A 21316-nucleotide genomic window follows, 5' to 3' on the forward strand; every position below is an offset into this window, starting at 1 on the left:
GGGGTCAGATGAGTAATAAGCAATAGGCTATTTAATTATCATAAAAATATTTTTATACCGCTTAGTTGCCGGCATCGTCTAAATTTAATAGTGCAAGATCTTTTTTTCTTAAGATCAAGTTCATACGGCGAGTTTCTATTTGAATAGGATCACCGAGCGGTGCTATACGAATAACGCTAAAAAAAGATCCAGGTAACATGCCTAAAGAGAGTAACTTCTGACGGTAAGCTGGATTTATTTCTGTTGAAAATCCGACAATTTTGTATCGGTGATTAGGAAGAATTGACATAGACACTTCCACTATAAAGCCCAAAAAAACAAAGATACCGTAAATGGGTACCAGACGAATAGCAAATTTAATAGGAAATATTATCATTATCACATTAATAATGATAATCATAATTATGTGCTACTCGAATTAATTTAGCGCTTTTTTTAAATGACAGCAATTGATATTGATCAATAGTTCCCTAGTGAGTGAGCTATTGGCATCAAAATTAGTGTTAATTCATTATTTTTATTAAAAAAACGATTTTCTAAAATTGAATAGGGTAATAGCCTGATGCAAGATCAGACTATTAGCTATATAAATATTTTCTATTAGCGCTTTTTATTGAGTGCTGCCGCCAGCGCATCACTCATAACACTATTACCTAATGGCGTATTGTTTGGTTGGGATGTTTTAGTTGAACTGGCTGAGGGGGTATTTCTGCCTGTTTGTTGTTTATGACGATGTCGTGATGTATCTGCTGTTTTCTCATCTAGGCGCATAGTTAGCGCAATTCGTTTACGGTTTAAATCAATATCGATGACTTTAACGGTGATAATATCTCCTGCTTTGACTAAAGAATGCGGATCTTTAATAAATTTATCGGACAGGGAGGAGATGTGTACCAAGCCATCCTGGTGAACGCCAATATCCACAAATGCACCAAAATTGGTCACATTGGTTACCGAACCTTCTAATATCATGCCTACTTTAAGATCTTCCATTGTTTCAATGCCATCGACAAAAGAGGCTGTTTTAAATTCTGGTCGTGGGTCTCGTCCAGGCTTTTCTAATTGTTTTAAAATATCATTTACCGTCGGAATACCAAATTTGTCAGTAGTAAACTGTTCTGGTTTGAGATTATTGAGCACGCTCGTGTTACCCATAATCGTTTTCAAGGGTTGCTTAGTGGTTAATAAAATTTTTTCTACGATCGGATAAGCCTCAGGATGAACTGTTGAGGCATCGAGAGGATTATTCCCTGCCATGATGCGTAAAAAACCTGCACACTGCTCAAAAGCTTTTGTACCAAGACGCGTGACTTTCAATAGTTGTTTGCGGTCATTAAAACGTCCGTGTTCATTACGCCAATTAACGACATTTTGGGCAATTGTTTTATTTAGCCCTGCAACATGTGAAAGAAGAGCAACAGAGGCGGTATTGAGATCGACACCAACTGCGTTTACACAATCTTCGACTACCGTTGTTAATTTTTTAGCGAGTAAGGTTTGGTTAACATCATGTTGGTATTGACCAACACCAATTGATTTAGGATCGATTTTTACTAATTCCGCTAACGGGTCTTGTAAACGGCGAGCAATAGAGACTGCTCCACGTAAAGAAACATCGAGATTGGGAAATTCTTGAGCCGCTAACTCAGAGGCCGAGTAAACTGAAGCGCCAGATTCACTAACAATCACTTTTTGGGCGGTAATTTCGGGGTACTGTTTTTTAACTGCGGTAAAAAAGCGTTCAGTTTCACGCGAAGCAGTACCATTACCAATAGCGACCAAGGCAACTTTATATTTCTCGCATAAAGATGCAATAGTTGCTGCAGATTTTGTTGCTTGTCCGGTGTGAGGATAAATAGTGTCTGTAGTAATGAGTTTGCCAGTCCCATCAACAATGGCAACTTTAACGCCTGTACGTAAACCAGGATCTAATCCCATAGTGGTATGCATACCGGCAGGCGCTGCCATTAAAAGGTCATGTAGATTACGTGCGAAAACATGAATCGCTTCTTCTTCTGCTTTTTCCCGCAAGGTACCCATCAATTCTGTTTCAAGGTGTAACAGAATTTTGACTCGCCATGTCCAACTAATAACGGCTTTTCGCCACTTATCTGCTGGTGCATTATTTAGATGTAAGCCAAAGTGGCGAGTAATAATTTCTTCACAATAACTTTCTTTTGGCGATGGTTCAAATTGTGGATCGGCATTAAGTGATAATTGTAAAATACCCTCGTTACGGCCACGAAACATGGCAAGTGCTCGGTGGGATGGGATATGCGCAATAAGCTCATGGTGATCAAAATAATCGCTAAATTTTGCCCCTACTGTTTCTTTACCTTCGATAACTTTGGCTGTTAAGTGGGCATTTTTCCACAAATAATCACGAATTTTGCTAAGTAAATTTGCATCTTCAGCAAAGCGTTCCATTAGAATATAACGGGCACCATCAAGTGCAGCTTTAGTGTCATTAATATTTTTTTGTGGATCAATAAAGGTTTCGGCTATTTGTTCTGGTATCTGCTGGGGGTCATTCCATAATTGCTCCGCGAGTGGTGCTAAGCCTGCTTCAATTGCTATTTGGCCTCGTGTACGTCGTTTGGGTTTATATGGTAAATAGAGATCTTCGAGCTCAGTTTTACTAAAAGTGTTATTAATCGCTTCAGCAAGCTCAGCGGTAAGCTTTCCTTGTTCATTAATCGACTTTAGAATAGTTTGGCGGCGCTCGTTTAATTCACGTAAGTAACTTAAACGCGTTTCAAGTTTACGCAGGTGGTTATCATCGAGCCCGCCTGTGACTTCTTTACGATAGCGGGCTATGAAAGGAACGGTATTTCCTTCATCAAGTAATGTAATAGCTGAAAGTACTTGCGCTGGCGTTGTATCTAATTCATGTGCAATAATTTTGCTTAAGGATTTATTCATCATTTTAGTTTCTTCAATACTTAAATAGGACGCAATTAACTGCTTATATGCACATTTATACGTGTTGAAAACAATAATTTCCAGTTAACATTATATTTGGATATTAGAACCTGATGTAGTCAACAAAAACTTTTTTTGAATTATATATAGTAATTAGTTTAAATTAAGGTTAATCATACTGAGTTTTTATTGTGAAAAATAATTATATTACTCGTGAAGGCTGGAACAAGCTTGAAAAAGAGTTGAAGTTTCTTTGGCGAGAGGAGCGTCCGAAAGTCACCCAAGCTGTATCAGAGGCCGCGGCGCTTGGTGATCGCTCAGAGAATGCCGAGTATATTTATGGTAAAAAACGATTACGAGAAATTGATCGACGTATTCGATTTTTATCTAAACGTCTTGAAATATTAAAGATAGTTGATCCCGATCCTCGGCAGGAAGGTAGAGTTTATTTTGGTGCTTGGGTAAAAGTACAAGATGAAAATGGTGTTATTAAAGTTTTTCGCTTAGTTGGAGCCGATGAATTTAATCCGATTAAAAAATGGATTTCTATTAACTCACCCGTGGCAAGGGAATTATTAGGTAAACAAATTGATGATGAAGTTACGGTGAATACGCCAAATGGTATTATTACTTACTGGATTCTGGAAATTAATTATCAAGGGATTGAGTTGTAAATGATATAAAATTAAAAAGATCAATAAAATGTAAATATTAATCTAAAAAAGTCTAATAGGAATTAGTTATATTATTATATGGTCTTATTTGTTATTAAGGCACTATATATAGGGATCTTAAAAATATTTATGGAGTCAAAAAATGCAAGAAAATTATAAAATTCTTGTTGTGGATGATGATATGCGTTTGCGCTCTTTACTAGAGCGTTATTTAACTGAACAAGGTTTTCAAGTACGTAGTACTGCTAATGCGGAACAAATGGATCGTATTTTGACGCGTGAATCTATTCATTTAATTGTACTGGATTTGATGTTACCTGGTGAAGATGGCTTATCTATTTGCCGTCGTTTAAGAAGTCAAAATAATCCTATTCCGATTATTATGGTAACAGCAAAAGGTGAAGAGGTAGATCGGATTGTTGGACTAGAGATTGGGGCGGATGATTATATACCTAAGCCATTTAATCCTAGAGAATTATTGGCTCGTATTCGTGCCGTATTGCGACGTCAGGCAAATGAGCTGCCGGGTGCGCCGGCACAGGATGAGGCGGTAATTCGGTTTGGTAAATTTAAATTAAATCTAGGAACAAGGGAAATGTTTCAAGATGATGAGTCTATGCCATTAACGAGTGGTGAGTTTGCTGTTTTAAAAGTACTGGTCTCTTATCCACGTGAGCCTCTATCACGCGACAAACTGATGAGTCTTGCTCGCGGGCGTGAATATAGTGCGATGGAGCGTTCGATAGATGTGCAAATTTCACGTCTACGTCGAATGATTGAGGATGATCCGACTCACCCACGTTATATTCAAACGGTTTGGGGATTGGGTTATGTATTTGTGCCGGATGGTAGTAAAGCATGAAACGATTGCGTTTTTCCAGACGTAACACGTTTTCTCGTTCATTATTTGTTATTGTTACTTTACTGTTTGCTAGTTTAGTCACCAGCTATTTGGTTGTACTTAATTTTGTTGTGATGCCGAGTCTTCAGCAGCTCAATAAAGTCTTAGCTTATGAAGTGCATACGTTATTAACAGAGAAAATTGAATTACAAGATGGAAATGCAATTTTGATGCCTCTATCATTTAAGAAGAAAATCTATAAAGAGCTAGGTATTAATTTTTATACCAAGTCACTTGCTATGGATAAAGGCTTACGTTGGGCGAGACATTATGAGGAATTAAGCCAACAGATGGCGGAATATATGGGTGGCAAGGCGGATGTTCGTCTTGAAATCGCCAAAGAACATCCTTTTCTATGGTTAAATTCTTATCTTGCCCCAAATGTATGGATACGACTGCCTTTAACTGAAATAGGACAGAATCAGTTTGCAGTTGTATTTCGTTATACACTGGCTATTTTTTTAACTATTTTTGCTATTACATGGCTTTATATACGTTATCAGAGTAGGCCATTATTTGTGTTAGAAAACTATGCCAAGCAAATGGGAAAAGGTGTCATGGTTCCAGCAATCAAGGAAGAAGGTTCATTAGAAATACGTTATGTCATCCGCGCTTTTAATCGTATGTCATCAGGGATAAAAATGCTGGAAAATGATAGAACGATATTAATGGCCGGCGTGAGCCATGATTTGAGAACGCCGTTAACACGGATTCGGTTAGCGACAGAAATGATGAATGAAAAGGATCAGTATCTTGCAGAATCAATTAACAAAGATATTGAAGAGTGTGATGCTATCATTGAGCAATTCATGGACTATATACGTACAGGCCGAGAAATGAATATGGAGTTTTGTGACTTGAACAAAGTCCTACTTGAAGCTGTTAATGCTGAGAGTAGTTTCCTGCCTAATATTGAGACGCAGATTAGTTCATCACCTATCATTATTAATGCTAATGTAATTGCTATTAAACGAGCAGTAACCAATATGCTGGTTAACGCTTTCCGCTATGGCAATGGTTGGGTAAAAGTCAGTAGTGGTGTAATAAAAGATCATGCTTGGTTTCAGGTTGAGGATGATGGTGCAGGAATTAAAAAAGAGAGTATTCAACATCTTTTTCAACCTTTTGTGCAAGGTGAAAGAGCAAGAAGTAATGGTGGCACAGGACTAGGATTAGCAATTATTCGCCGAATTATTGATGCTCATGATGGTGAAATTATTATAGATAAAAGTAAACGGGGAGGATTATCTATACGGGCAACTTTACCATTAATGGAAAAATAGAAATTTATATTTTTATTTAGCCGTAATTTAACGGAAAATTTTATTATATTTTATGAAATCATATAATTCTTTGATTTTAAAAATTTATTATATCTATTTTAAAAGCTATATTTTTAAATAAATTGGATATTAATTTAACAGTCATAAAACTGTCATAAATAATACATCTTTCTGTCATCTAACTAACCTATTTTTTTCCTCGTATTTTTTTAACTCGCTACAATTAACAGAGTAATTTGTTTCTCTTTCATCCCAAATAGGAGGGATTATGAAATTGATGCTGATAGGACGTGAGATATTTAAAAGGGAAACGTGCGATAAATGTGGATCTACCTGGGACAAACTGGATCTATCTGGGACAAGTCAGGGTGATTAAGTTACACATAGTGAAACAGAAATCAGTACTCAAATCCTCTGTTGTTGCAATAATCTCCTCGCCTGAATTACAATCCACCTCTCAATCACTATGACTACCACTGTTGGAGACTGCTATGTTTCGTATGCAAAAAAGAACAATCAAAGTATGTGGTTGCGCGTTACTATTCATAAAGACGCTTCCCTGAATGGAAGTGTATTACACTGTTGATTCTGCAAAGGGTCTGTTTCAGTTTTGCGAGGTGGAGTTATATCACTATACGCCTAAAGAAGCTGAACTAGCCGCTTTTCTCAATCAAATACATCCCGAAGGCCTGTCAAAACACGGCTACATCAATCTCTGTAACCCTAGCATCATGATGGGAGCTCACACCGATCTGAGCCAAACTTTTCTGATTGGCTTGGTATTTGAACTGGTGCGACGCAGCTATTTTCCAGAGAAACCACCCCGCTATCAATCATTATTTGCTTGTCAGCAAATCAGTGAGGTTAAGCAATTCAGGGAATTACTGGCAGATGAGAAAGATGATGATGAAATAAGAACAGCATCAATATATGAGGTTATTACTGAGGGAATAGTTCATCGTGGTGATATGAGACTATTGAACAGTAATTGCCCGGTTCTGGAGCTGTATCGCCGGGCACATCTTTACTGGTCTGGAGAGGCCAGTCCTCTTAAGAAAGGGGAAAAACCGTTCTGGGAATGTCTAATTCCCCTTCCAGCCTTGATTGGTCAGCAGATGCCATGGTAGCACGCTTTTGGCGGCGTTTGTATCGTGATGTTGCGGCCACATTGCCGATCATCATCGTATTATTTTCGCCTTCAGAGAAATGGCTTCTCCTCTCTTCCAAAGCAAGCAGTGCCACTTTTAAATCTGTTATCGCTTCAGAGGGGCTGCCGGCATACACGCTCAGTGTATAGATTATGTTTTTCTCTCCGACGTCATCAATCCCAAAAAGAAAACCTGGTTTACAGGTGGATGATATCGTGTTAGTCATTCTGCTTTCCTCATGTTTCATTGTGTGAAACAAGAAACAGTCATCGAGGCGGCTTATCTTCATCTTCAAACAGATTGCCCTGGATGCGGGCCAGTTCTTCTTTTTTTACCCGCTTCACCACGGAATAAATCCACTGTAGCGAGACTTTGTATTTACGCGCCAGCGCGTGGTGGTTATGACCGTTGAAGTCGGCAAATATCTCCCGGTCACGCTGGCTGACTTTCCATATCAGGCCCATCGGAAAATAGACGTTTTGCCCACCCCAGACCGCCATCATCTGACTGGCGACGGCATCGCCTATCTGGCTGGCAACGGCGGGGTCAACGTCGATAATCTGCCTGACGGTCTGGGCGGTGTGTTCGGCCAGCTCAACCAGTAACTCCGGCCCTTTGCTACGAAAGGTATTCTCTAGCATGATGTTGCCCTCGCCACGCGTTTTTGCCACTGCTTGAGTTTCTCGATAACCTGGCTGGCCTGTTGGTTATCTAGCCAGTAAGGCGAATCACAGACGGTTTCCCGTTTAACAAAGTGGGCCAGGGCTGTTGCTGACCCATCACGGACAATGCCCTCGTGAGCCATTGCCTGCCACAGGGCCTGTATTTTTTGGATTTGCGGACGGTCAGTCTGCTTTTTTGTATTGGCGTGATGGGGTTGGATGCGGAAGCCTTTGGCTTTCAGGGCGTTTAACACCTGAGCCAGTTGACCGATATTCAGGGCTTTTGCCGATGTTTTCCCGGTTAGCCTGTGCAGCATCTGGCGGTAAGTCGTGTCGTCCAGCTTGAGATTGTGGGCGCCAATATGGATTAACTGCAGGTACTTTTGTCGGGTCATCGGAGGCTTCCTTTATCGTTGTGGTCGGGGTCAGGGTTCCTTATGCAGTGAGCAAAAAATAATCCTTCGGGTTTTGAAGGATTATAAAATGAATAGCGTTATTATACAATTGAATGATTTACATGCCGCTTTTCCGCTATGACTTCTTCACGCAAATTGCCCTGGCATCAATATCCTTGAAGGTTTCAAATTTTTTCGCAAACAGTCTGGCGGCCTGTTGACAGGCGGTTTCCGTGTCAAATTCCTGTGTATGCAGAGTGGAAAAGGCATTATCGCTATAAGGACTGGCGTACATGGCCAAAATTAATATCCACATGGTGATGTCCTCCTCGTTAATCGGCGGGTTTATGGTGAGTGTGTGGCGTTGATGGCGAATTTGCCGTGATACCTTTTAGTGGCACGACATCCCAGTTAAGTACCCAGGCGCTATACGACTGTCCGCAGTGTGGGCAGGCCAGTAGCAGGTCAATTCCCCACTCGCCGCTTTCCGGTTGTTGGATAATGTCTGCCTGGGTAGGATTCAGGCGTCGGGTTGCCTGATGGCAGCTGATGCAGGTAATACTCATAACGGGTTTTCCTTATCTAAGTCGACGATGAGTTCGGCCAATATCTCGAAGGCATTTTGAAATTCACAATACGCAGCGGCGGAATGGTCTGCCCGCAGGTGATGCATGGCGCGGTTTATGTGCCTTTCAATCTGACGGCGCAGAGGTTTTATTTCCTGATAGCTCATGAGGTCACCTCCTGCTCGAAGGGCGTAATAATGAAATCCTCAAGCTGGTGATGAAAGGTAATGCCGCGAATATTAAGGTGCCTGATGGTATCCTGATTTTTTAGCAGGGCATTTTTATCCACCTGCGCCTTGCGAATAATGCAGTGGTGTTGCCCGTTTTCTTCCAGTGCCTGCAAGATATCGTCCATCCCTTTGAGGGACACGGACGGCGGGCGGTTTCGCCACGACACCTCGCCGGTTATCAGGTTAACGGTTTTGGTTTTTCCGTTTTGGGTCAGCCCCTCTCGGTTGGCGTCGCACCAGGTCTGGATACCTTTTTGTAACAGGGTTATCCGGGCTTTCATGGCCTCAATATCAGCCGCATGCTGATGCGTTAACCGTGCGATTTCATCATTAATCTGTGTCTCTAGTCGGGTCATTTCCCGCTGGATATCACCCATCCGTTTTATATCGTCCATCACCTGTTCACGGGTTTGCGGCGTGCAGGCACCCGCCGCGGCTTTAAGCCGCGTTATTTTCTTTGCCATCTTTTTTTACCTTTTAATTAACAACGTCGGGAATTAAACGCGCTCGAAAATAATGTCTTCAAGGGCGTCACTGTGTTGAATATGCTCAAATAAATTCATGTTATATCGGGCCGCGATTTCACCAAGACGCTGGTCTTGTTCATCAACATCACGGCAGTTTTCGCAAATCGATAAATAGGTTTCATAGTCCTGCTCGGTAATATCGACGGTTTTTTCCAGATAAACCGATTGGCGAGCGGTAATACGGACAGGTCGTGTTGTCATGATTAACGTACCTCCCAGGTGATTCGGCAGTTATCTTGCAGGAACTGGTATTTTTCCCAGCGGCCCTGACGGTCGGTACCCAGGGCATAGCGAACGGCATGCCCCTTTTTATGTAACGCATCACACCGTCGGTCATGCAGCAGGGTAAGGGTCGGACGGCTATAGCCATCAACAGTAAACTGACTGACGATAAAACCTTCCTGGTTGAGTTTCTCCATCACCGACAGACATTGCCTGAACTGCTGCTGGATGGCCTGGTAGGTCATCGCTGACGGGTTTTTAATGGTCACGGCGGGGTTGAGCATAAAAGCCTCCTTTAATGCACACTGTGAATAATATTGGCATCGATAACCGGGATGGCGTTTTGTGCGGCCAGGTTCATGGCAGCGGTCACCAGATTGCCGATAGCCAGGGGATAAAGCAGGCTGACCGGGGTGTCTTTTTTCGGGCGCAGCCAGCTTAGGCGTTGACGCAGTGCCGGTATCGCATCCGGGCCGAGGACGTTGCCAAGGTCGCCGCCGACGCGTTTAAACTTGAAATCAAGAAAGTCAGCCAGGTGGTCATCCAGCGGCGGCAGGTCAATCACCTCGCAGCGCTGCACCACTTCCCTGACCGCCAGCAGGCGTTCAGATAACTTGTCACCCAGTTCGGGTTGTCCCAGCAGGACGATGGACAGCAGTTTTTTAAAGCCGTCTTCCAACTCAAAGAAGCGTTTGAGGTGCTTTAAGGTCGGGATGGGCAGAGAATGGGCTTCTTCAATCACCAGCACATGGCTGTACCCGGCGCGGCTGCTGTCTTTTAATAGTCGGTGTAACTGACGGAAGCGGGCCTCCGGCGAGCGTTTGAGCTTTTCCAGTGGGGCTAGGGTATGGACAATAGCCTCGGCAAGGCTGGCGGCTTTCAGGGTCTTGCCCTGATGGTCGTTGTCTTCCATCGCCAGCACGTAGGGTTCAATCACCACCACGGGGGCGTTTTCCCGATAAATGCGGTCCGTCAGGTCACGTCGCAGCGTGCTTTTACCCGAGCCGGATTCACCGATAACGGCGATAAAGCCACCATAGCGGGCGGTCTGGTACAACGCCTCACGCACATAACGGCTTTCCGGGGTTAAAAACACATCGTCATGACCTTGTACTGCGTTGTCATCAAATGGAGCGCGAAACAGCCCAAAATGTTTTTTGGTGGCAGGCAGTAATACCTGTTTTTTCAGTAACATGGTGTCTTCCTCATTGCTAGGTAGTGGGCGTTTTTCCTTTCCGCCGGACGTGACCCCGTCAAAACAGTCGTCCGCCGCGATACCCTGGTCACGTAACCAGGCACGGATACGGTGTTTTAGCGTGTCGGTGTCCTGTTTTGGCCACTGGTGGTGATTGACTATCTGCGCCAGCGTCGCCTCGGAAAGGTCAAGCGCGCGGGCCAGTGCCGCTTGCGTCAGGTTGTGTTGTTGTAACAGGGTTTTCAGTTTCAGCATGATGGCCTCCCGTTAACCGTGACTGGCCAGGCTGACCACCACATCGCCCGTCTGCGCCATTAATTCATCACCCAGCGCGTCGACCTGGTCGGCGGGAATGCCGTCCGGGAAGCGCTGGGTTAGTGTGGTGTAAAATTCACTGCGCCAGGTCTTACCCGCCGCCTGAAAACGCGCCCGCAACTGTTGCACCACCACGACCGGGTTTAAGCGCTCTTCAAAACGCGGCGCGCAAACCGGGGAGGCCTGCCCTTGTTTAGGGAGATAAATCGGTGGGGTTGTCACCGATCATGCAAAACTGATCCACTAACGATCATCTAAAACTGATCCACTTGGTATTATTCGCACATTTTTGTACGGATAATTTATGTTAACCAAGGAGATATTTGTGGATATTCATGTTCGCTTTGCACAAGGACAAAGCCTTCGAAAAATTGCCAGTGAGTTGGGTATATCCCGTAACACCGTAAAACATCATTTACAACAACAGACAATGCCAACTTATGCTAAAAGAAGTCAACAACCGACTAAATTATCCCCCTTTAAACCTTATTTGCTTCAGCGAATTGAACTGGCTAAACCTGATTGGATCCCTGCAACAGTCTTATTTGATGAGGTAGTTGAAAACGGCTATCAAGGTGGTATTGCTCAATTACGCCGATTTGTTTGTCAATTTAAACCAAGCATTGTTCCCGAAGTAGTCGTCCGTTTTGAAACACAGCCAGGTCAACAAATGCAAATCGACTTCACCAGCATCCGGCGAGGTAAAAAATCGCTGAAAGCGTTTGTTGCAACGCTAGGCTATTCGCGTGCGAGTTATGTAAAGTTCTTTGATAATGAACGAGCAGAATCGTGGCAGCAAGGTTTAAGAGAAGCTTTCGACTACTTTGGTGGTGTAACACAGGAAGTATTGTGTGATAACGCAAAATCCCCTCATCATCGAACGGGATGCTTATGCAGAAGGTGATCATAAATTACATGTCGAAATGCTTCAAATGTCGAAAGATTACGGGTTTAAATTGAAGGCTTGCAAGCCCTACAGGGCAAAAACGAAAGGGAAAGTAGAGCGCTTTAACCACTATTTAAAAAACAGCTTTATCGTGCCATTAAACACCGACCTTCGTGCTCATAATCTTGAACTGGATATTGAAATAGCTAATGCAAAAGTGGGTCCATGGTTACAACGCGTTGCCCATCAGCGAATTCATGGAACAACGTTAGAGAAGCCAGCAGATAGATTAGCTAAGGAAGTGAAGTCTCTTCTACCCTTACCAGCAAGGGTTTGCCAATCTATCCCACAGACTAATACGCTTAATATCCCTATCGTACCGCCCCTTGAATCTGTCAGTTTGCAACACTCAATCAGCGTATACGAAGCATTACTGGGAGGTGAACATGTTATTGCATGAACAAATTGAACACCTGTGTGAGTCATTGAAATTAAATTCTATTCCGACTCATTGGTCATCACTTGCCGAAAAATGCATTGCCCAAGACAAAAGCTACGGAGAGTTTTTACTGTCCCTGTTAAAATGTGAGCAACAACAACGAGATGAACGAACTCGTAATCTTTTGAGTCGGATGGCAGGATTCCCAGCACATAAAGAACTTAATACGTTCGATTTTAAGTTTGCAACGGGGATCCCCAAACAACACATACAGGAATTAAGCGCATTAACGTTTATTGAACGTAATGAAAATGTCGTGTTGCTTGGCCCAAGCGGTGTAGGCAAAACGCATTTAGCTATTGGGTTAGGATTAAAAGCAGTACAGGCCAAGAAGAAAACCCGCTTTACCACGGCAGCTGAACTGATGTTGCAACTCTCAACTGCCAAACGACAAAATAAGCTCAAACAATATCTATCACGTTCGGTGATGGCCCCGAAGTTGTTGATTATCGATGAGATTGGATACCTGCCGTTTGGGCGAGAAGAAGCAAACCTGTTTTTCAATGTGATTGCCAAGCGTTATGAGCATGGCAGTGTCATATTGACGAGTAACCTATCATTTGGGCAATGGCCAAGTGCTTTTGCTGATGACGCAACATTAACTGCCGCTATGCTTGATCGTTTACTTCATCATTCGCATGTACTGCAATTAAGCGGTGAAAGCTACCGATTGAAAGATAAGCGGCGCTCAGGAGCAATAACTGAGTAAAACAGTGGATCAATTTTGATTGATCGGATTTAGATAAAAAGTGGATCAGTTTTCGGTGATCGTTGACAGGGTATCGCGTTCATTTTCCAGATAAGGGTTAAAGCGTCCACCAAAGGGTAAGGCATTGGCTTTTTGCGCGGCGGCGGTTTCCCCCGGCGTGGTGGTGCCATACAGGGTCTGCTCGACTTCCGACAGATGGTGTTGCGCCGGGGTGTGGGGTAATGCCTTGAACGATTCGCCGAGTGTCGGGCTGTTGAGGGCAAAACCGTAGTCGTCTTTCGCCACTTCCGGCACCCGGCAAAAGACTTCCAGTCCGTCCTCATTAATCACGACCACCTGCGCCTCACTGTCACGCCAGGGGTTACGCACTATCTGTACGGTGTCGCCCACGCAAACGCCGGGGACTTGCCGTACATCGTATTCACTCCCCCTGAACGACACGCGAAGGTGGGTGCTAACCTTACGGTTTTCCGGCTGGCTCACCGCCAGCTCACGGCATACGTCAACAGGCGGTGCCTTGATTAACTGTCCAGGGGTAATATGCAGCCAGCAGTCGGTGCGAGTCATGCCGGTACGGCGATGCAGCGCGGTGCGGTTATACTTTTTACGCCACAATCCAACCAGGCGGTTCAGTTCATCAATATGATTGACTTGCACAAACCGCAGCCCGGATTCAAAATGGCACTCGAGAATGTCGCGCGCTTTTTCCACTGAGCCGGTGGCGCGGGCATTACGGGCTTTGTGTGCGATAAGTTGAATACCAAGGGTTTTACACAGGTTGCGCAGGGTGGACGAGACCAGCGCGCAACCGGGGTCGGTATAAAGGATGCGCGGCACGCCATGCAGGACGTCGGCCCCACCGCGTTCTTGCATGGCGTTAATCAGCACATCGGTAAAGTTTTGTGTCGTTTCGCCGCCAAAGCGGTACTCGGCATAAATCCAGCCGCTGGTATGGTCGGTCAGCTCAAATGACCAGACGCGGTCGTTAATCACCCGCGCCAGATTTTTTGGCTTGTTCTTGTTAAACTCCGCCTCACTCATCATGCGCAGGCCACTATCGCGCGTGGTGTGCCCTTGGGCGGGATTTTTCAGGTAATAGAGTACACACAGCGACGCATCCAGTTGCCAGACATGATTGGGATGCTCGGTTTTTAACTGGACGCACGGGGCTGGTGCCCGTAACTGGTTGGGGTGCAGGCGATATTGGTACAACGCCCGACTGATGGCATCGACCGACAGGGGGAACCACTCGCCGGTCTCGTTATCAATATACCCAGCATTAATTAGGTTGTTCGCCCGCAGGTCATTAACCGCCTGCTCCAGGCTGTAAAGGCGCTTGCCGTTCTTGCGATGCGAGGCCATCATCACGCCGGATATTTGCAGCGCTTCCTCACGGGTCAGGGCGCTGGTGCCACAATCCACCCGTTGCTTGCGCGGCGGTTTATAGCTTACCTGTTTGATTTTTCGCAGTAGCGTGGCTTTGGAAATGCCGAGTGCCTGGCAACCTGTTTGATAAACCGCGTCTTTGCCGCCATGTCCGGCTTTTTCGGCGGCCTGGGCAATCGCCAGTACGCGTTCGGTCAGGATGGCGTTCATAACACCCCCTCCTCGCCGCTATCCTGTCCGGTACCGCGTAAATGTTCAGGTAACTGAAAATCCGCGTCTTCGGCCTCGGCATCCGCCTTTACCCAGTCAGGTACCGCCTCTGACACCGCGTGGTAGGGTAACGCAAAGTCGTTACGTAAGACATTGATTTCAAACTCAATATCATTAAGCAAGCCTGCTAAATAGTCGGCGTGAGACGTCATATCGCCACTGTGGCTATGCAATTTTTCCAACCCTTCCCCGAAAGCGCCCCATCAATATGGCTTTAACATCAAAGCCCACCAGGCCGATTTCTTCACGGAGCTGGCGTATGCCTTCTTCCCCTAACGGGCGATGCTGATTAAGCAGGCGGTTTTCACTCAGCTCATTGATTTTTTGGTCTTTTTCGTTGGCTAGGCGGCGGCTGGCTTCCAAGCTATCACGGGTTTCGCGCAGTTTTGCCTTTAGTTCACGTACCGACATGCGATCAACCTCATCGAGCGTCAAGCCCGCGATGGTGCCGCCTTCGGCGAGTTCGGCGAGGTCTTCATCGTCTTCTAACATCAGTTCATAGAGTTTTGCCTTGCCGAGAGCCGCAAACGTCTGCGCTTTTCCACCTAATTGAGGTGATAAATATTTTAGAGATGCCTTCATCATAATTTGAGTGGTTCTTTCAGCTAGCCCTAACTGGCTTGTTACGATATTTACAAACTCTCCATGCGGCTCATTCTCTTTCAGAATAATCAACCGCTTTCCCGCCTCCAGCATGGCTTCCGCACTTTGTGCCATATAGAAACGTGCCTCATGCACAATCCTTTCCCGTTCATAGGGTAGGCCCTCGCCGTACTTGTCCATAATGGCCTGCTGATGTTCAGCTAGCGCGTTAAGGTTATTCATTAAATCCGGTGCCAAAGGCTGTTCGGGGGTGATTTCAGCCGTCATCGGTAACGCTTTTCTACCCATTATTTTTCTCTCTTACAATTTTGACGGTGAGGCTATGCAGCGGCCACGTTTTTCTGCCATCTTGATTTGCGCCCGTTCGGTTTCATCGAAAAAGGCTAGCGCAATCTGTATCAATTCCTCGCTGAGGGCGTAGTTCCCATTGAAGCGCTGCTCAACCATGCCCTCTTCGACTAAAAATGGCAGAGTACGACTGATATTGGCCGGGGAGTCATTGATAAGCGCCGCCAGGGCTTTATTGGACAAGCCGTCTCGGTAATGCCCCTTCATGGCTTTTAAAATACGCAGCGCCCGTCGTGTACGTGAAGATGGGTGCAGTAATAAGGTGTTTTTCATCGGATGCCTCTTTTTCATTAATGGAAATTGTGATACCGTCAGCGAAACAGGCGAATGTTATTTTTTATGGCGCTTTTTGCCCGATGGCATGGGGGAACCCATTATCTGTTCAATCGCCTGTTTGATTTTGCGTGCTTCCCCGCGCCAGCCCTGGCAGGAGCCATCAAGCAACATATAAACCTGATAGGGTTTGAAGCCGGATTGGCGCGCCCACGCCGCCACCGTCGGGTAGTTCTGATAGACACGGTCATAAAAATTGCGCTTAAAGTCGGCTGGATGTTGCAGTGACATTGTTTTATCTCCGTCATAAAAAGTTAAAAATAAATATACATTGATATGCAAAATGATGTAAAGTCTTTTTTGTTTGTTTTTGTATATTCCTTATCACTATTAAAAAGCACGGGCTGTTATCGGCCTAAAGGAGACCTGTATGGCAAAGAAAAAAGCGGCAACCAGCCTGCCTGTAACTACCGCGGACAATATCACGATTGCGGGGGGGGGGGGAGGCAATTGCATATCCTGAAAAAAATGCAGCAAACAGTGCCCAGCAGGAGGTGATGGCACGTTTTGGCGATGGGCTGCCCTATGAACGGGAGAGGATTGTGCATGAAGCGCGCTTCTATATGGCACAGAGTGCCGAAGCCATGCTGGAGGCGGGAAAGCGGTTGATTATTCTGAAAGAGAATGAGCCGCATGGAGAGTTTGTAAATATCGTAACAAGCCAGTTAGGGCTAGCTGAAAGAACCGCTCAAATTATGATGAAGGCATCTCTAAAATATTTATCACCTCAATTAGGTGGAAAAGCGCAGACGTTTGCGGCTCTCGGCAAGGCAAAACTCTATGAGCTGATGTTGGAAGACGATGAAGACCTCGCTGAACTCGCCGAAGGCGGCACTATCGCAGGTCTGACCCTCGACGAAGTTGACCGGATGTCGGTACGGGAATTACGGGCAGCATTACGTAAAGATGAAGCGGCGCTTAAACGCAGCCAGCAACTGGTAGCCGAAAAAGAGAAGCAGTTACAACAGTTAAGCCAGCAACTGACTGGAAAGACCTCTACAGCGACTACAAGCAATGAACAGGCCTCACTCGATACCCAGCAGTGGGTGACACTAACACTAGAAGGAGTGGGAGACCGTCTCAAATCTGAGCGACTGCGATTGGGACTTAGCCAGGAGATCTTTGCCGAACGGTGCGGGGTTAAAAAGCTCACTCAGTACAACTATGAAAAAAGTGAGCGGCATCCTGATGCGGGCTACTTAATCGCCGCGAAAGCGTTAGGAGTCGATCTTAATTATGTGATGACCGGTGAGCGCCACGATGAAGCCAGTGCGCTCGATGTGGTGAGGGATGAAGAAGAGGCTGAGGTGTTAACGGCCTTTCGCCATATTCCCGGCGAAACACGCGAAGTGGCCAAACGTACCTTGACGGCAATGGCAGAGAAAAAAGCCACTCGTCACCGCGCTTAAGTCTTCCCTGCATTCGTTGCCGCGAAAGAGGGTTATTTGACAGTGATAATCAGCTCACGCCGTTGGGTGGGCTGATTGCTATTGAGGCTATAACGAATCGGGACGCTCTCCATCTCGAACCCCTGAAACACTTCCCGCATTTCAGGAATATCATTGACCGAAATAATCATCATCCCCGTCAGGTCTCGTCCCATTCCCGCCAGTTTTTCATATTGATCCAGACCAAAATCCACCCCATAGCCTTCCGTTCCCCAATACGGCGGGTCGCAGTAAAACAGCGTGTGCGGACGGTCATAACGGGCAATACAGCTGGCCCAATCCAGGTGTTCAATGGTGGTGCGTGATAATCGCAGATGGGCGAGCGACAGCTCTTCTTCCATGCGTAGCAGGTTCAAGCGTGGCCCACTGGTAGTGGTCACGCCAAAGGTGTGCTCCGCCACCTTGCCGCCGAACGCCTGCTTTTGCAGGTAATAGAAACGGGCTGCGCGCTGGATATCGGTTAAGGTCTCGGTCGGCGTGATGTTTAACCATTGATACATCGCCCGGCTGACCAGCGCCCATTTAAACTGGCGCATAAACTCTTCCAGATGGTGTTTCAGCACCCGATAGAGATTGACCAGCTCGCCGTTGATATCGTTAATCACTTCTGCTTTGCTGGGTGACTTCATAAAAAAGAGCGCCGCCGCGCCACAAAACGGTTCCACGTAGCAGATATGCGCCGGGAAGCGCGGTAAAATCTGTTTGGCCAGCCGCCGTTTACCGCCTATCCAGGGCAGTATGGGTAAAAAATGTTGCTGCATTGTCTGTAAGCCTTTTTCACTAATGGAAATTCGTGTAGACTCTTTCCTGTTCTCGAGAACGGAAAGCGCCACGGTTGACTCACAGGCGAACTCTGTGTGTTGACGGCCTGTCCGGTGTTCGTGCACTGGGTAGGTCGCGCTTTTTCCCTTGCCCCGCTCGGGGCTAATCACTGCGCCTAACCTAACCGTTCACCCATCCTCCCACTAGTAAACCGCTTTAAAAGCGTTTAGCGCCCTGCCTTGTCACACTGTCTGCCTGATTCTCAGGGAGATGGTGATGAAAACGCGAAAAAAATTGACCTTGCCCCCATTTAAAACCCCGCGATTAAGCGGCTGGTTGCTCACCGCTGCTGGTCTGTTGCTGGTGATTGGCCTGGTCTCACCGCAGCAATTGCCGGTGGTGCTCTATAAGCTGGCATTAATCACCCTGGCGGCAGTCGAGGGTTACTGGCTTGACCGTTCGCTATTCCCCAAAGCCCGTCCCGGACAATACCTGCACTATGACCACCCCGAGGTAGCACAGGGTCGACATCCGGTGCGCGGCGGCTGCCATCAGGTCTTTGCTGCTGCGCAGCTGCGTCGGGCGGTGATTGTGGCGGCGGTGTGTCTTGCCGTGGCGACGGGGCTGTGATGATGAATAACCACCCACACCCCGATAACCCACCCGGCATGATGCTGTTCTTTTTGCTGATGCTACTGCTGGGGGGTGCCTTTGATGCAGATGCCGCCCGTCCCCCGCAAGCCGCACTCCCGTACTGTAATGGTCAACAAATTCTGTAGAAGATCTAAGCGGCATTTTTTAGTTCATGATATTTTTGATGTGGAGTTAAATAACCAATCGTTGAATGGCGTCGATAATAATTGTAAAACTGAATATAATTTTCAACTTCACAGACAACAGATTGATGATTCATAAACGATAAACGGTTAAGTCTTTCTGTCTTTAAACTCCTAAAAAATCTTTCCATCACGGCATTATCGAGGCAATTACCTCGCCGACTCATGCTTTGAGTTATTTTCCGTTCAAAGAGGTGCGCCCTAAACTCCTCCGATGAATATTGGCAACCTTGATCTGAATGGAACATCAAACTTGTCGTATCCGGTAATTGCCGTTCAATTGCGTTATCTAAGGCTTCTTTCACTAATTTCGAATCCGGTTTTGTTGATAAGGCATAACCAATAATTTCTTTGGTGGCTAAATCCAACACACAGGCTAAATAGCTCCACCCATAGTGATGTCTAATATACGTGATATCCCCGACATAATAGTGATTATGCTGTTCAGGGGAAAATTGTCGTTTAAGCAAATTAGGGGCATATCGATGTTCGTTACCCGATGAGTGATAGTAGTGCTTTTTCGTTGGTCTAATTGCAACTAATTGATTTAATTTCATGATGTTCGATATTTTATAAGTGCCAATTTGGTGCCCTAAACCCTTTAACTCGGCTTGAATACGTCTTTTTGCCATAAATTTGACCCGATGTATAAAAAATACGTTTGATTTCGCCACACAGTCTTTCATTTTCAACTGTCGGTATTTTCGTTTCATAATAAAAACTACTGCTGCTTACTTCAAAAAGATGGCATAACTCAGTGACCGTAAAATTGGGGTACATGATTTTCAGTTGCTTCACGATTTTGAGTTTTGATTGTCGAGGATGAAGTAAGCCGCGGCTTTTTTTAATATGTCATTATCCCTCTGAGCACGCTTAAGTTGAACTTCTAATTCTTGTATGCGCTGTTGCTCGGGTGTTAACGCTTTTGATTTTACAGGCGTATTCCCATTTAACTCGGCAAGATATTGTTGCTTCCATCGTGATACGGCAGATTTACCCGCACCGGATATTTTTTCAACTTGGATATTGCTATATCCACCTTCAACCATGAGTTTTGCATATTCCAGTTTTTGCTTTCCGCTAAAGGTTACTTTTACTTTTCGGGTCATATTTATACCTATAAGATTTTGCTTAATTATAAGCTATAAATCTCTACAGTTTTATTAGACCACTACAGGTAGCCAGGGTCGGTTCAATGAAGTGCCGATGGTGACCTATATGACGGTGATGTTTAAAAAGAACCCGCTGGGTACCTTCAAACAGCATGAGGATCCGGATTTAAGCAGCGCTTTTACCTGCACCTATATCAAGCAGGTATTGGATGGCGAAGAATTACTGGAGCTGGACTACATGGCGAATATTTTTCGCGTGGGCGGGGTGGATATGCTGGCAGACTACCGGGCCAATATTGGTGGTTAGTGAGCCATCCGTTTTCAGGGGGCGTTATCGTCCCTGTCTTCTTAATGGCGTTTAAAAGCCCCCAGCCCACCCGAATGCCAGACTGTCAGGGTCAAGAAATCCCCTCAACCTAGGAGCTTATTATGAACGATACTTACCCTCTGCGTTTTCCCTATCCGCTGGCCAATGGCGAGATGCTGACCCAGGTCACCGTGCGGCGGTTGACCGTGCGCGACATGAAGCAGGTACGCAAGCAAAGTCAGGATCCGTCTGATTTGGATGAATTGCTGGTTGCCAGCATGACCGGGTTGTTGCCGGAAGATTTGGACAAAATGGATCTGGCGGATTACCAGGCATTGCATGGCCGATTTCGCGACTTTGCGGGGCTGGATACAGTATCCGGGACAACTGCGTAAGGCGGAGGCGTTACTGGCAAGGTGGTTTCGCTGGCCGCCCAGTGAAATTGAGCGGCTAGCGGTAGAAGAATTTGAGGGCTACCTTAAGGAAGCGGGCGAACAGATAAAGCGCGAATACGGCGAGTAATCCAGCGAATGAATTGGAATAATCCTTCACAAACGCCCGCTAACAGGAAAATAACCGGCTGAAGAAAAAACAGCGCAACACAATAAACCAGGCCAATCCCTGCGGCCCCCATCAGGGTCAAGATAAGATTAAGCCAAATATCGTCGCCAGTGGACATAAAATAGAAATAAAGCTGGGCCACGCACCATCCGTAACTGCCTATTACCGCGGCTCCCAGCAAGAAAGCGAGTATAATCATGTTGTTGCCTTACTATT

28 protein-coding genes and 3 pseudogenes are annotated in these 21316 nt (G+C 45.7%); 11 read left to right on the forward strand and 20 right to left on the reverse strand.

Annotated elements, in window-relative coordinates:
• Window positions 1–61 precede the first annotated feature (61 nt).
• Both feoA and ArsFIN_RS03790 read right to left on the reverse strand, forming a co-directional pair.
• Window positions 62–289 carry a ferrous iron transporter A gene (gene feoA, locus ArsFIN_RS03785; protein ID WP_026821899.1) on the reverse strand — a complete coding sequence of 76 codons (228 nt, stop codon included), beginning with the start codon at window positions 287–289 and terminating at the stop codon, window positions 62–64.
• Between the two features lie 311 nt (window positions 290–600).
• Window positions 601–2922 carry a Tex family protein gene (locus ArsFIN_RS03790; protein ID WP_026821898.1) on the reverse strand — a complete coding sequence of 774 codons (2322 nt, stop codon included), beginning with the start codon at window positions 2920–2922 and terminating at the stop codon, window positions 601–603.
• Window positions 2923–3110: 188 nt separating this feature from the next.
• Here ArsFIN_RS03790 and greB point away from each other — a divergent pair, with 188 nt between their 5' ends.
• The 4 genes from greB (at window position 3111) to ArsFIN_RS03810 (ending at window position 6907) form a co-directional block, all read left to right on the forward strand.
• Window positions 3111–3596 carry a transcription elongation factor GreB gene (gene greB / locus ArsFIN_RS03795; RefSeq protein WP_026821897.1) on the forward strand — a complete coding sequence of 162 codons (486 nt, stop codon included), beginning with the start codon at window positions 3111–3113 and terminating at the stop codon, window positions 3594–3596.
• Window positions 3597–3738: 142 nt separating this feature from the next.
• Window positions 3739–4458: an osmolarity response regulator transcription factor OmpR gene (gene ompR / locus ArsFIN_RS03800; protein ID WP_026821896.1), complete on the forward strand. Its 720-nt coding sequence runs from the start codon at window positions 3739–3741 to the stop codon at window positions 4456–4458.
• On the forward strand, window positions 4455–5780 hold the full coding sequence (gene envZ, locus ArsFIN_RS03805) for a two-component system sensor histidine kinase EnvZ (protein ID WP_026821895.1): 1326 nt from the start codon (window positions 4455–4457) through the stop codon (window positions 5778–5780). The genes ompR and envZ overlap by 4 nt, the downstream gene beginning before the upstream one ends.
• A 563-nt stretch (window positions 5781–6343) precedes the next feature.
• Window positions 6344–6907, forward strand: a complete 564-nt coding sequence (locus ArsFIN_RS03810; protein ID WP_026821894.1) for a DUF2441 domain-containing protein — start codon at window positions 6344–6346, stop codon at window positions 6905–6907.
• 287 nt (window positions 6908–7194) lie between these two features.
• Here ArsFIN_RS03810 and ArsFIN_RS03820 read toward each other — a convergent pair whose 3' ends face one another.
• The 10 genes from ArsFIN_RS03820 to ArsFIN_RS03860 all read right to left on the reverse strand — a co-directional run bounded on the left by ArsFIN_RS03820 (window position 7195) and on the right by ArsFIN_RS03860 (window position 11262).
• Window positions 7195–7569 (reverse strand): Mor transcription activator family protein, encoded by a 375-nt coding sequence (locus tag ArsFIN_RS03820; RefSeq protein ID WP_026821893.1) that lies wholly within the window; start codon window positions 7567–7569, stop codon window positions 7195–7197.
• Window positions 7563–7985, reverse strand: a complete 423-nt coding sequence (locus ArsFIN_RS03825; RefSeq protein WP_026821892.1) for a gp16 family protein — start codon at window positions 7983–7985, stop codon at window positions 7563–7565. The genes ArsFIN_RS03820 and ArsFIN_RS03825 overlap by 7 nt, the downstream gene beginning before the upstream one ends.
• Before the next feature lie 136 nt (window positions 7986–8121).
• Window positions 8122–8301, reverse strand: a complete 180-nt coding sequence (locus ArsFIN_RS03830; protein WP_026821891.1) for a hypothetical protein — start codon at window positions 8299–8301, stop codon at window positions 8122–8124.
• A 16-nt stretch (window positions 8302–8317) separates the two neighbouring features.
• Window positions 8318–8551, reverse strand: a complete 234-nt coding sequence (locus ArsFIN_RS03835) for a hypothetical protein (protein WP_026821890.1) — start codon at window positions 8549–8551, stop codon at window positions 8318–8320.
• Complete coding sequence (locus tag ArsFIN_RS26180) at window positions 8548–8718, reverse strand: hypothetical protein (RefSeq protein WP_167876654.1); 171 nt, start codon at window positions 8716–8718, stop codon at window positions 8548–8550. Before ArsFIN_RS26180 ends, ArsFIN_RS03835 begins: the two co-directional genes overlap by 4 nt.
• Window positions 8715–9245 carry a host-nuclease inhibitor Gam family protein gene (locus ArsFIN_RS03840; RefSeq protein WP_026821889.1) on the reverse strand — a complete coding sequence of 177 codons (531 nt, stop codon included), beginning with the start codon at window positions 9243–9245 and terminating at the stop codon, window positions 8715–8717. The genes ArsFIN_RS26180 and ArsFIN_RS03840 overlap by 4 nt, the downstream gene beginning before the upstream one ends.
• 33 nt (window positions 9246–9278) lie before the next feature.
• Window positions 9279–9509 (reverse strand): hypothetical protein, encoded by a 231-nt coding sequence (locus ArsFIN_RS03845; RefSeq protein WP_026821888.1) that lies wholly within the window; start codon window positions 9507–9509, stop codon window positions 9279–9281.
• Window positions 9510–9511: 2 nt separating this feature from the next.
• On the reverse strand, window positions 9512–9814 hold the full coding sequence (locus ArsFIN_RS03850; RefSeq protein WP_246067330.1) for a hypothetical protein: 303 nt from the start codon (window positions 9812–9814) through the stop codon (window positions 9512–9514).
• Between the two features lie 11 nt (window positions 9815–9825).
• Window positions 9826–10980 carry an AAA family ATPase gene (locus ArsFIN_RS03855; RefSeq protein ID WP_026821886.1) on the reverse strand — a complete coding sequence of 385 codons (1155 nt, stop codon included), beginning with the start codon at window positions 10978–10980 and terminating at the stop codon, window positions 9826–9828.
• 12 nt (window positions 10981–10992) lie between these two features.
• Window positions 10993–11262, reverse strand: a complete 270-nt coding sequence (locus tag ArsFIN_RS03860; RefSeq protein ID WP_135677471.1) for a hypothetical protein — start codon at window positions 11260–11262, stop codon at window positions 10993–10995.
• Window positions 11263–11344: 82 nt separating this feature from the next.
• Here ArsFIN_RS03860 and istA point away from each other — a divergent pair.
• Window positions 11345–12386 (forward strand): annotated as a pseudogene (gene istA / locus ArsFIN_RS03865) (IS21 family transposase).
• Complete coding sequence (gene istB, locus ArsFIN_RS03870) at window positions 12373–13134, forward strand: IS21-like element helper ATPase IstB (protein WP_135677409.1); 762 nt, start codon at window positions 12373–12375, stop codon at window positions 13132–13134. Before istA ends, istB begins: the two are co-directional and overlap by 14 nt.
• A 45-nt stretch (window positions 13135–13179) precedes the next feature.
• On the opposite strand, the gene ArsFIN_RS03875 is transcribed toward istB, so the two are convergent.
• From ArsFIN_RS03875 to ArsFIN_RS03895, 5 genes are read right to left on the reverse strand one after another with little or no spacing between them, the layout of a single operon-like run.
• Window positions 13180–14730, reverse strand: a complete 1551-nt coding sequence (locus ArsFIN_RS03875) for an integrase catalytic domain-containing protein (protein WP_135677472.1) — start codon at window positions 14728–14730, stop codon at window positions 13180–13182.
• Window positions 14727–14942 carry a hypothetical protein gene (locus ArsFIN_RS03880; RefSeq protein ID WP_135677473.1) on the reverse strand — a complete coding sequence of 72 codons (216 nt, stop codon included), beginning with the start codon at window positions 14940–14942 and terminating at the stop codon, window positions 14727–14729. The genes ArsFIN_RS03875 and ArsFIN_RS03880 overlap by 4 nt, the downstream gene beginning before the upstream one ends.
• A 13-nt stretch (window positions 14943–14955) precedes the next feature.
• Window positions 14956–15681, reverse strand: a complete 726-nt coding sequence (locus tag ArsFIN_RS03885) for a DUF3102 domain-containing protein (protein ID WP_135677474.1) — start codon at window positions 15679–15681, stop codon at window positions 14956–14958.
• A 12-nt stretch (window positions 15682–15693) separates the two neighbouring features.
• Window positions 15694–16014 carry a helix-turn-helix domain-containing protein gene (locus ArsFIN_RS03890; RefSeq protein ID WP_026821884.1) on the reverse strand — a complete coding sequence of 107 codons (321 nt, stop codon included), beginning with the start codon at window positions 16012–16014 and terminating at the stop codon, window positions 15694–15696.
• Window positions 16015–16071: 57 nt separating this feature from the next.
• Entirely contained in the window at window positions 16072–16305 is a 234-nt protein-coding gene (locus ArsFIN_RS03895; protein ID WP_026821883.1) for a helix-turn-helix domain-containing protein, read from the reverse strand.
• Between the two features lie 266 nt (window positions 16306–16571).
• Here ArsFIN_RS03895 and ArsFIN_RS28715 point away from each other — a divergent pair, with 266 nt between their 5' ends.
• Window positions 16572–17483: a DUF3102 domain-containing protein gene (locus ArsFIN_RS28715; protein WP_210409082.1), complete on the forward strand. Its 912-nt coding sequence runs from the start codon at window positions 16572–16574 to the stop codon at window positions 17481–17483.
• Between the two features lie 32 nt (window positions 17484–17515).
• On the opposite strand, the gene ArsFIN_RS03905 is transcribed toward ArsFIN_RS28715, so the two are convergent.
• Window positions 17516–18283: a DNA adenine methylase gene (locus ArsFIN_RS03905; protein WP_026821882.1), complete on the reverse strand. Its 768-nt coding sequence runs from the start codon at window positions 18281–18283 to the stop codon at window positions 17516–17518.
• Between the two features lie 277 nt (window positions 18284–18560).
• Here ArsFIN_RS03905 and ArsFIN_RS03910 point away from each other — a divergent pair, with 277 nt between their 5' ends.
• Both ArsFIN_RS03910 and ArsFIN_RS26185 read left to right on the forward strand, forming a co-directional pair.
• Window positions 18561–18914, forward strand: a complete 354-nt coding sequence (locus tag ArsFIN_RS03910; RefSeq protein ID WP_135677475.1) for a putative holin — start codon at window positions 18561–18563, stop codon at window positions 18912–18914.
• Window positions 18914–19063: a hypothetical protein gene (locus tag ArsFIN_RS26185; RefSeq protein WP_167876655.1), complete on the forward strand. Its 150-nt coding sequence runs from the start codon at window positions 18914–18916 to the stop codon at window positions 19061–19063. Before ArsFIN_RS03910 ends, ArsFIN_RS26185 begins: the two co-directional genes overlap by 1 nt.
• 5 nt (window positions 19064–19068) lie before the next feature.
• On the opposite strand, the pseudogene ArsFIN_RS03915 reads toward ArsFIN_RS26185, so the two are convergent.
• Window positions 19069–20229 (reverse strand): annotated as a pseudogene (locus tag ArsFIN_RS03915) (IS3 family transposase).
• A 100-nt stretch (window positions 20230–20329) separates the two neighbouring features.
• On the opposite strand from ArsFIN_RS03915, the pseudogene ArsFIN_RS03920 reads away from it, so the two are divergent.
• Both ArsFIN_RS03920 and ArsFIN_RS03925 read left to right on the forward strand, forming a co-directional pair.
• Window positions 20330–20539, forward strand: a pseudogene (locus tag ArsFIN_RS03920) (phage major tail tube protein); the annotation flags it as partial.
• Window positions 20540–20661: 122 nt separating this feature from the next.
• On the forward strand, window positions 20662–20934 hold the full coding sequence (locus ArsFIN_RS03925; RefSeq protein WP_026823822.1) for a phage tail assembly protein: 273 nt from the start codon (window positions 20662–20664) through the stop codon (window positions 20932–20934).
• An 83-nt stretch (window positions 20935–21017) separates the two neighbouring features.
• On the opposite strand, the gene ArsFIN_RS26190 is transcribed toward ArsFIN_RS03925, so the two are convergent.
• Window positions 21018–21299 carry a hypothetical protein gene (locus ArsFIN_RS26190; protein WP_026823821.1) on the reverse strand — a complete coding sequence of 94 codons (282 nt, stop codon included), beginning with the start codon at window positions 21297–21299 and terminating at the stop codon, window positions 21018–21020.
• Window positions 21300–21316 lie beyond the last annotated feature (17 nt).

Source organism: Arsenophonus nasoniae, assembly GCF_004768525.1.
Classification (GTDB): domain Bacteria; phylum Pseudomonadota; class Gammaproteobacteria; order Enterobacterales; family Enterobacteriaceae; genus Arsenophonus; species Arsenophonus nasoniae.

Coding starts and splice junctions, on each gene's coding strand:
- ArsFIN_RS03855 (WP_026821886.1), bottom strand. CDS start 10,980: ATGCTGAAACTGAAAACCCTGTTACAACAACACAACCTGACGCAAGCG.
- ArsFIN_RS03880 (WP_135677473.1), bottom strand. CDS start 14,942: ATGACGTCTCACGCCGACTATTTAGCAGGCTTGCTTAATGATATTGAG.
- ArsFIN_RS26190 (WP_026823821.1), bottom strand. CDS start 21,299: ATGATTATACTCGCTTTCTTGCTGGGAGCCGCGGTAATAGGCAGTTAC.
- ompR (WP_026821896.1), top strand. CDS start 3,739: ATGCAAGAAAATTATAAAATTCTTGTTGTGGATGATGATATGCGTTTG.
- ArsFIN_RS03875 (WP_135677472.1), bottom strand. CDS start 14,730: ATGAACGCCATCCTGACCGAACGCGTACTGGCGATTGCCCAGGCCGCC.
- ArsFIN_RS03850 (WP_246067330.1), bottom strand. CDS start 9,814: ATGCTCAACCCCGCCGTGACCATTAAAAACCCGTCAGCGATGACCTAC.
- ArsFIN_RS03925 (WP_026823822.1), top strand. CDS start 20,662: ATGAACGATACTTACCCTCTGCGTTTTCCCTATCCGCTGGCCAATGGC.
- ArsFIN_RS03885 (WP_135677474.1), bottom strand. CDS start 15,681: ATGGGTAGAAAAGCGTTACCGATGACGGCTGAAATCACCCCCGAACAG.
- ArsFIN_RS03810 (WP_026821894.1), top strand. CDS start 6,344: ATGGAAGTGTATTACACTGTTGATTCTGCAAAGGGTCTGTTTCAGTTT.
- ArsFIN_RS03825 (WP_026821892.1), bottom strand. CDS start 7,985: ATGACCCGACAAAAGTACCTGCAGTTAATCCATATTGGCGCCCACAAT.
- ArsFIN_RS03840 (WP_026821889.1), bottom strand. CDS start 9,245: ATGGCAAAGAAAATAACGCGGCTTAAAGCCGCGGCGGGTGCCTGCACG.
- ArsFIN_RS03895 (WP_026821883.1), bottom strand. CDS start 16,305: ATGTCACTGCAACATCCAGCCGACTTTAAGCGCAATTTTTATGACCGT.
- ArsFIN_RS03830 (WP_026821891.1), bottom strand. CDS start 8,301: ATGTGGATATTAATTTTGGCCATGTACGCCAGTCCTTATAGCGATAAT.
- ArsFIN_RS03835 (WP_026821890.1), bottom strand. CDS start 8,551: ATGAGTATTACCTGCATCAGCTGCCATCAGGCAACCCGACGCCTGAAT.
- envZ (WP_026821895.1), top strand. CDS start 4,455: ATGAAACGATTGCGTTTTTCCAGACGTAACACGTTTTCTCGTTCATTA.
- ArsFIN_RS03790 (WP_026821898.1), bottom strand. CDS start 2,922: ATGAATAAATCCTTAAGCAAAATTATTGCACATGAATTAGATACAACG.
- ArsFIN_RS03820 (WP_026821893.1), bottom strand. CDS start 7,569: ATGCTAGAGAATACCTTTCGTAGCAAAGGGCCGGAGTTACTGGTTGAG.
- ArsFIN_RS28715 (WP_210409082.1), top strand. CDS start 16,572: ATGGCACGTTTTGGCGATGGGCTGCCCTATGAACGGGAGAGGATTGTG.
- ArsFIN_RS26185 (WP_167876655.1), top strand. CDS start 18,914: ATGATGAATAACCACCCACACCCCGATAACCCACCCGGCATGATGCTG.
- feoA (WP_026821899.1), bottom strand. CDS start 289: ATGTCAATTCTTCCTAATCACCGATACAAAATTGTCGGATTTTCAACA.
- ArsFIN_RS03910 (WP_135677475.1), top strand. CDS start 18,561: ATGAAAACGCGAAAAAAATTGACCTTGCCCCCATTTAAAACCCCGCGA.
- ArsFIN_RS26180 (WP_167876654.1), bottom strand. CDS start 8,718: ATGAGCTATCAGGAAATAAAACCTCTGCGCCGTCAGATTGAAAGGCAC.
- ArsFIN_RS03845 (WP_026821888.1), bottom strand. CDS start 9,509: ATGACAACACGACCTGTCCGTATTACCGCTCGCCAATCGGTTTATCTG.
- ArsFIN_RS03905 (WP_026821882.1), bottom strand. CDS start 18,283: ATGCAGCAACATTTTTTACCCATACTGCCCTGGATAGGCGGTAAACGG.
- istB (WP_135677409.1), top strand. CDS start 12,373: ATGTTATTGCATGAACAAATTGAACACCTGTGTGAGTCATTGAAATTA.
- ArsFIN_RS03890 (WP_026821884.1), bottom strand. CDS start 16,014: ATGAAAAACACCTTATTACTGCACCCATCTTCACGTACACGACGGGCG.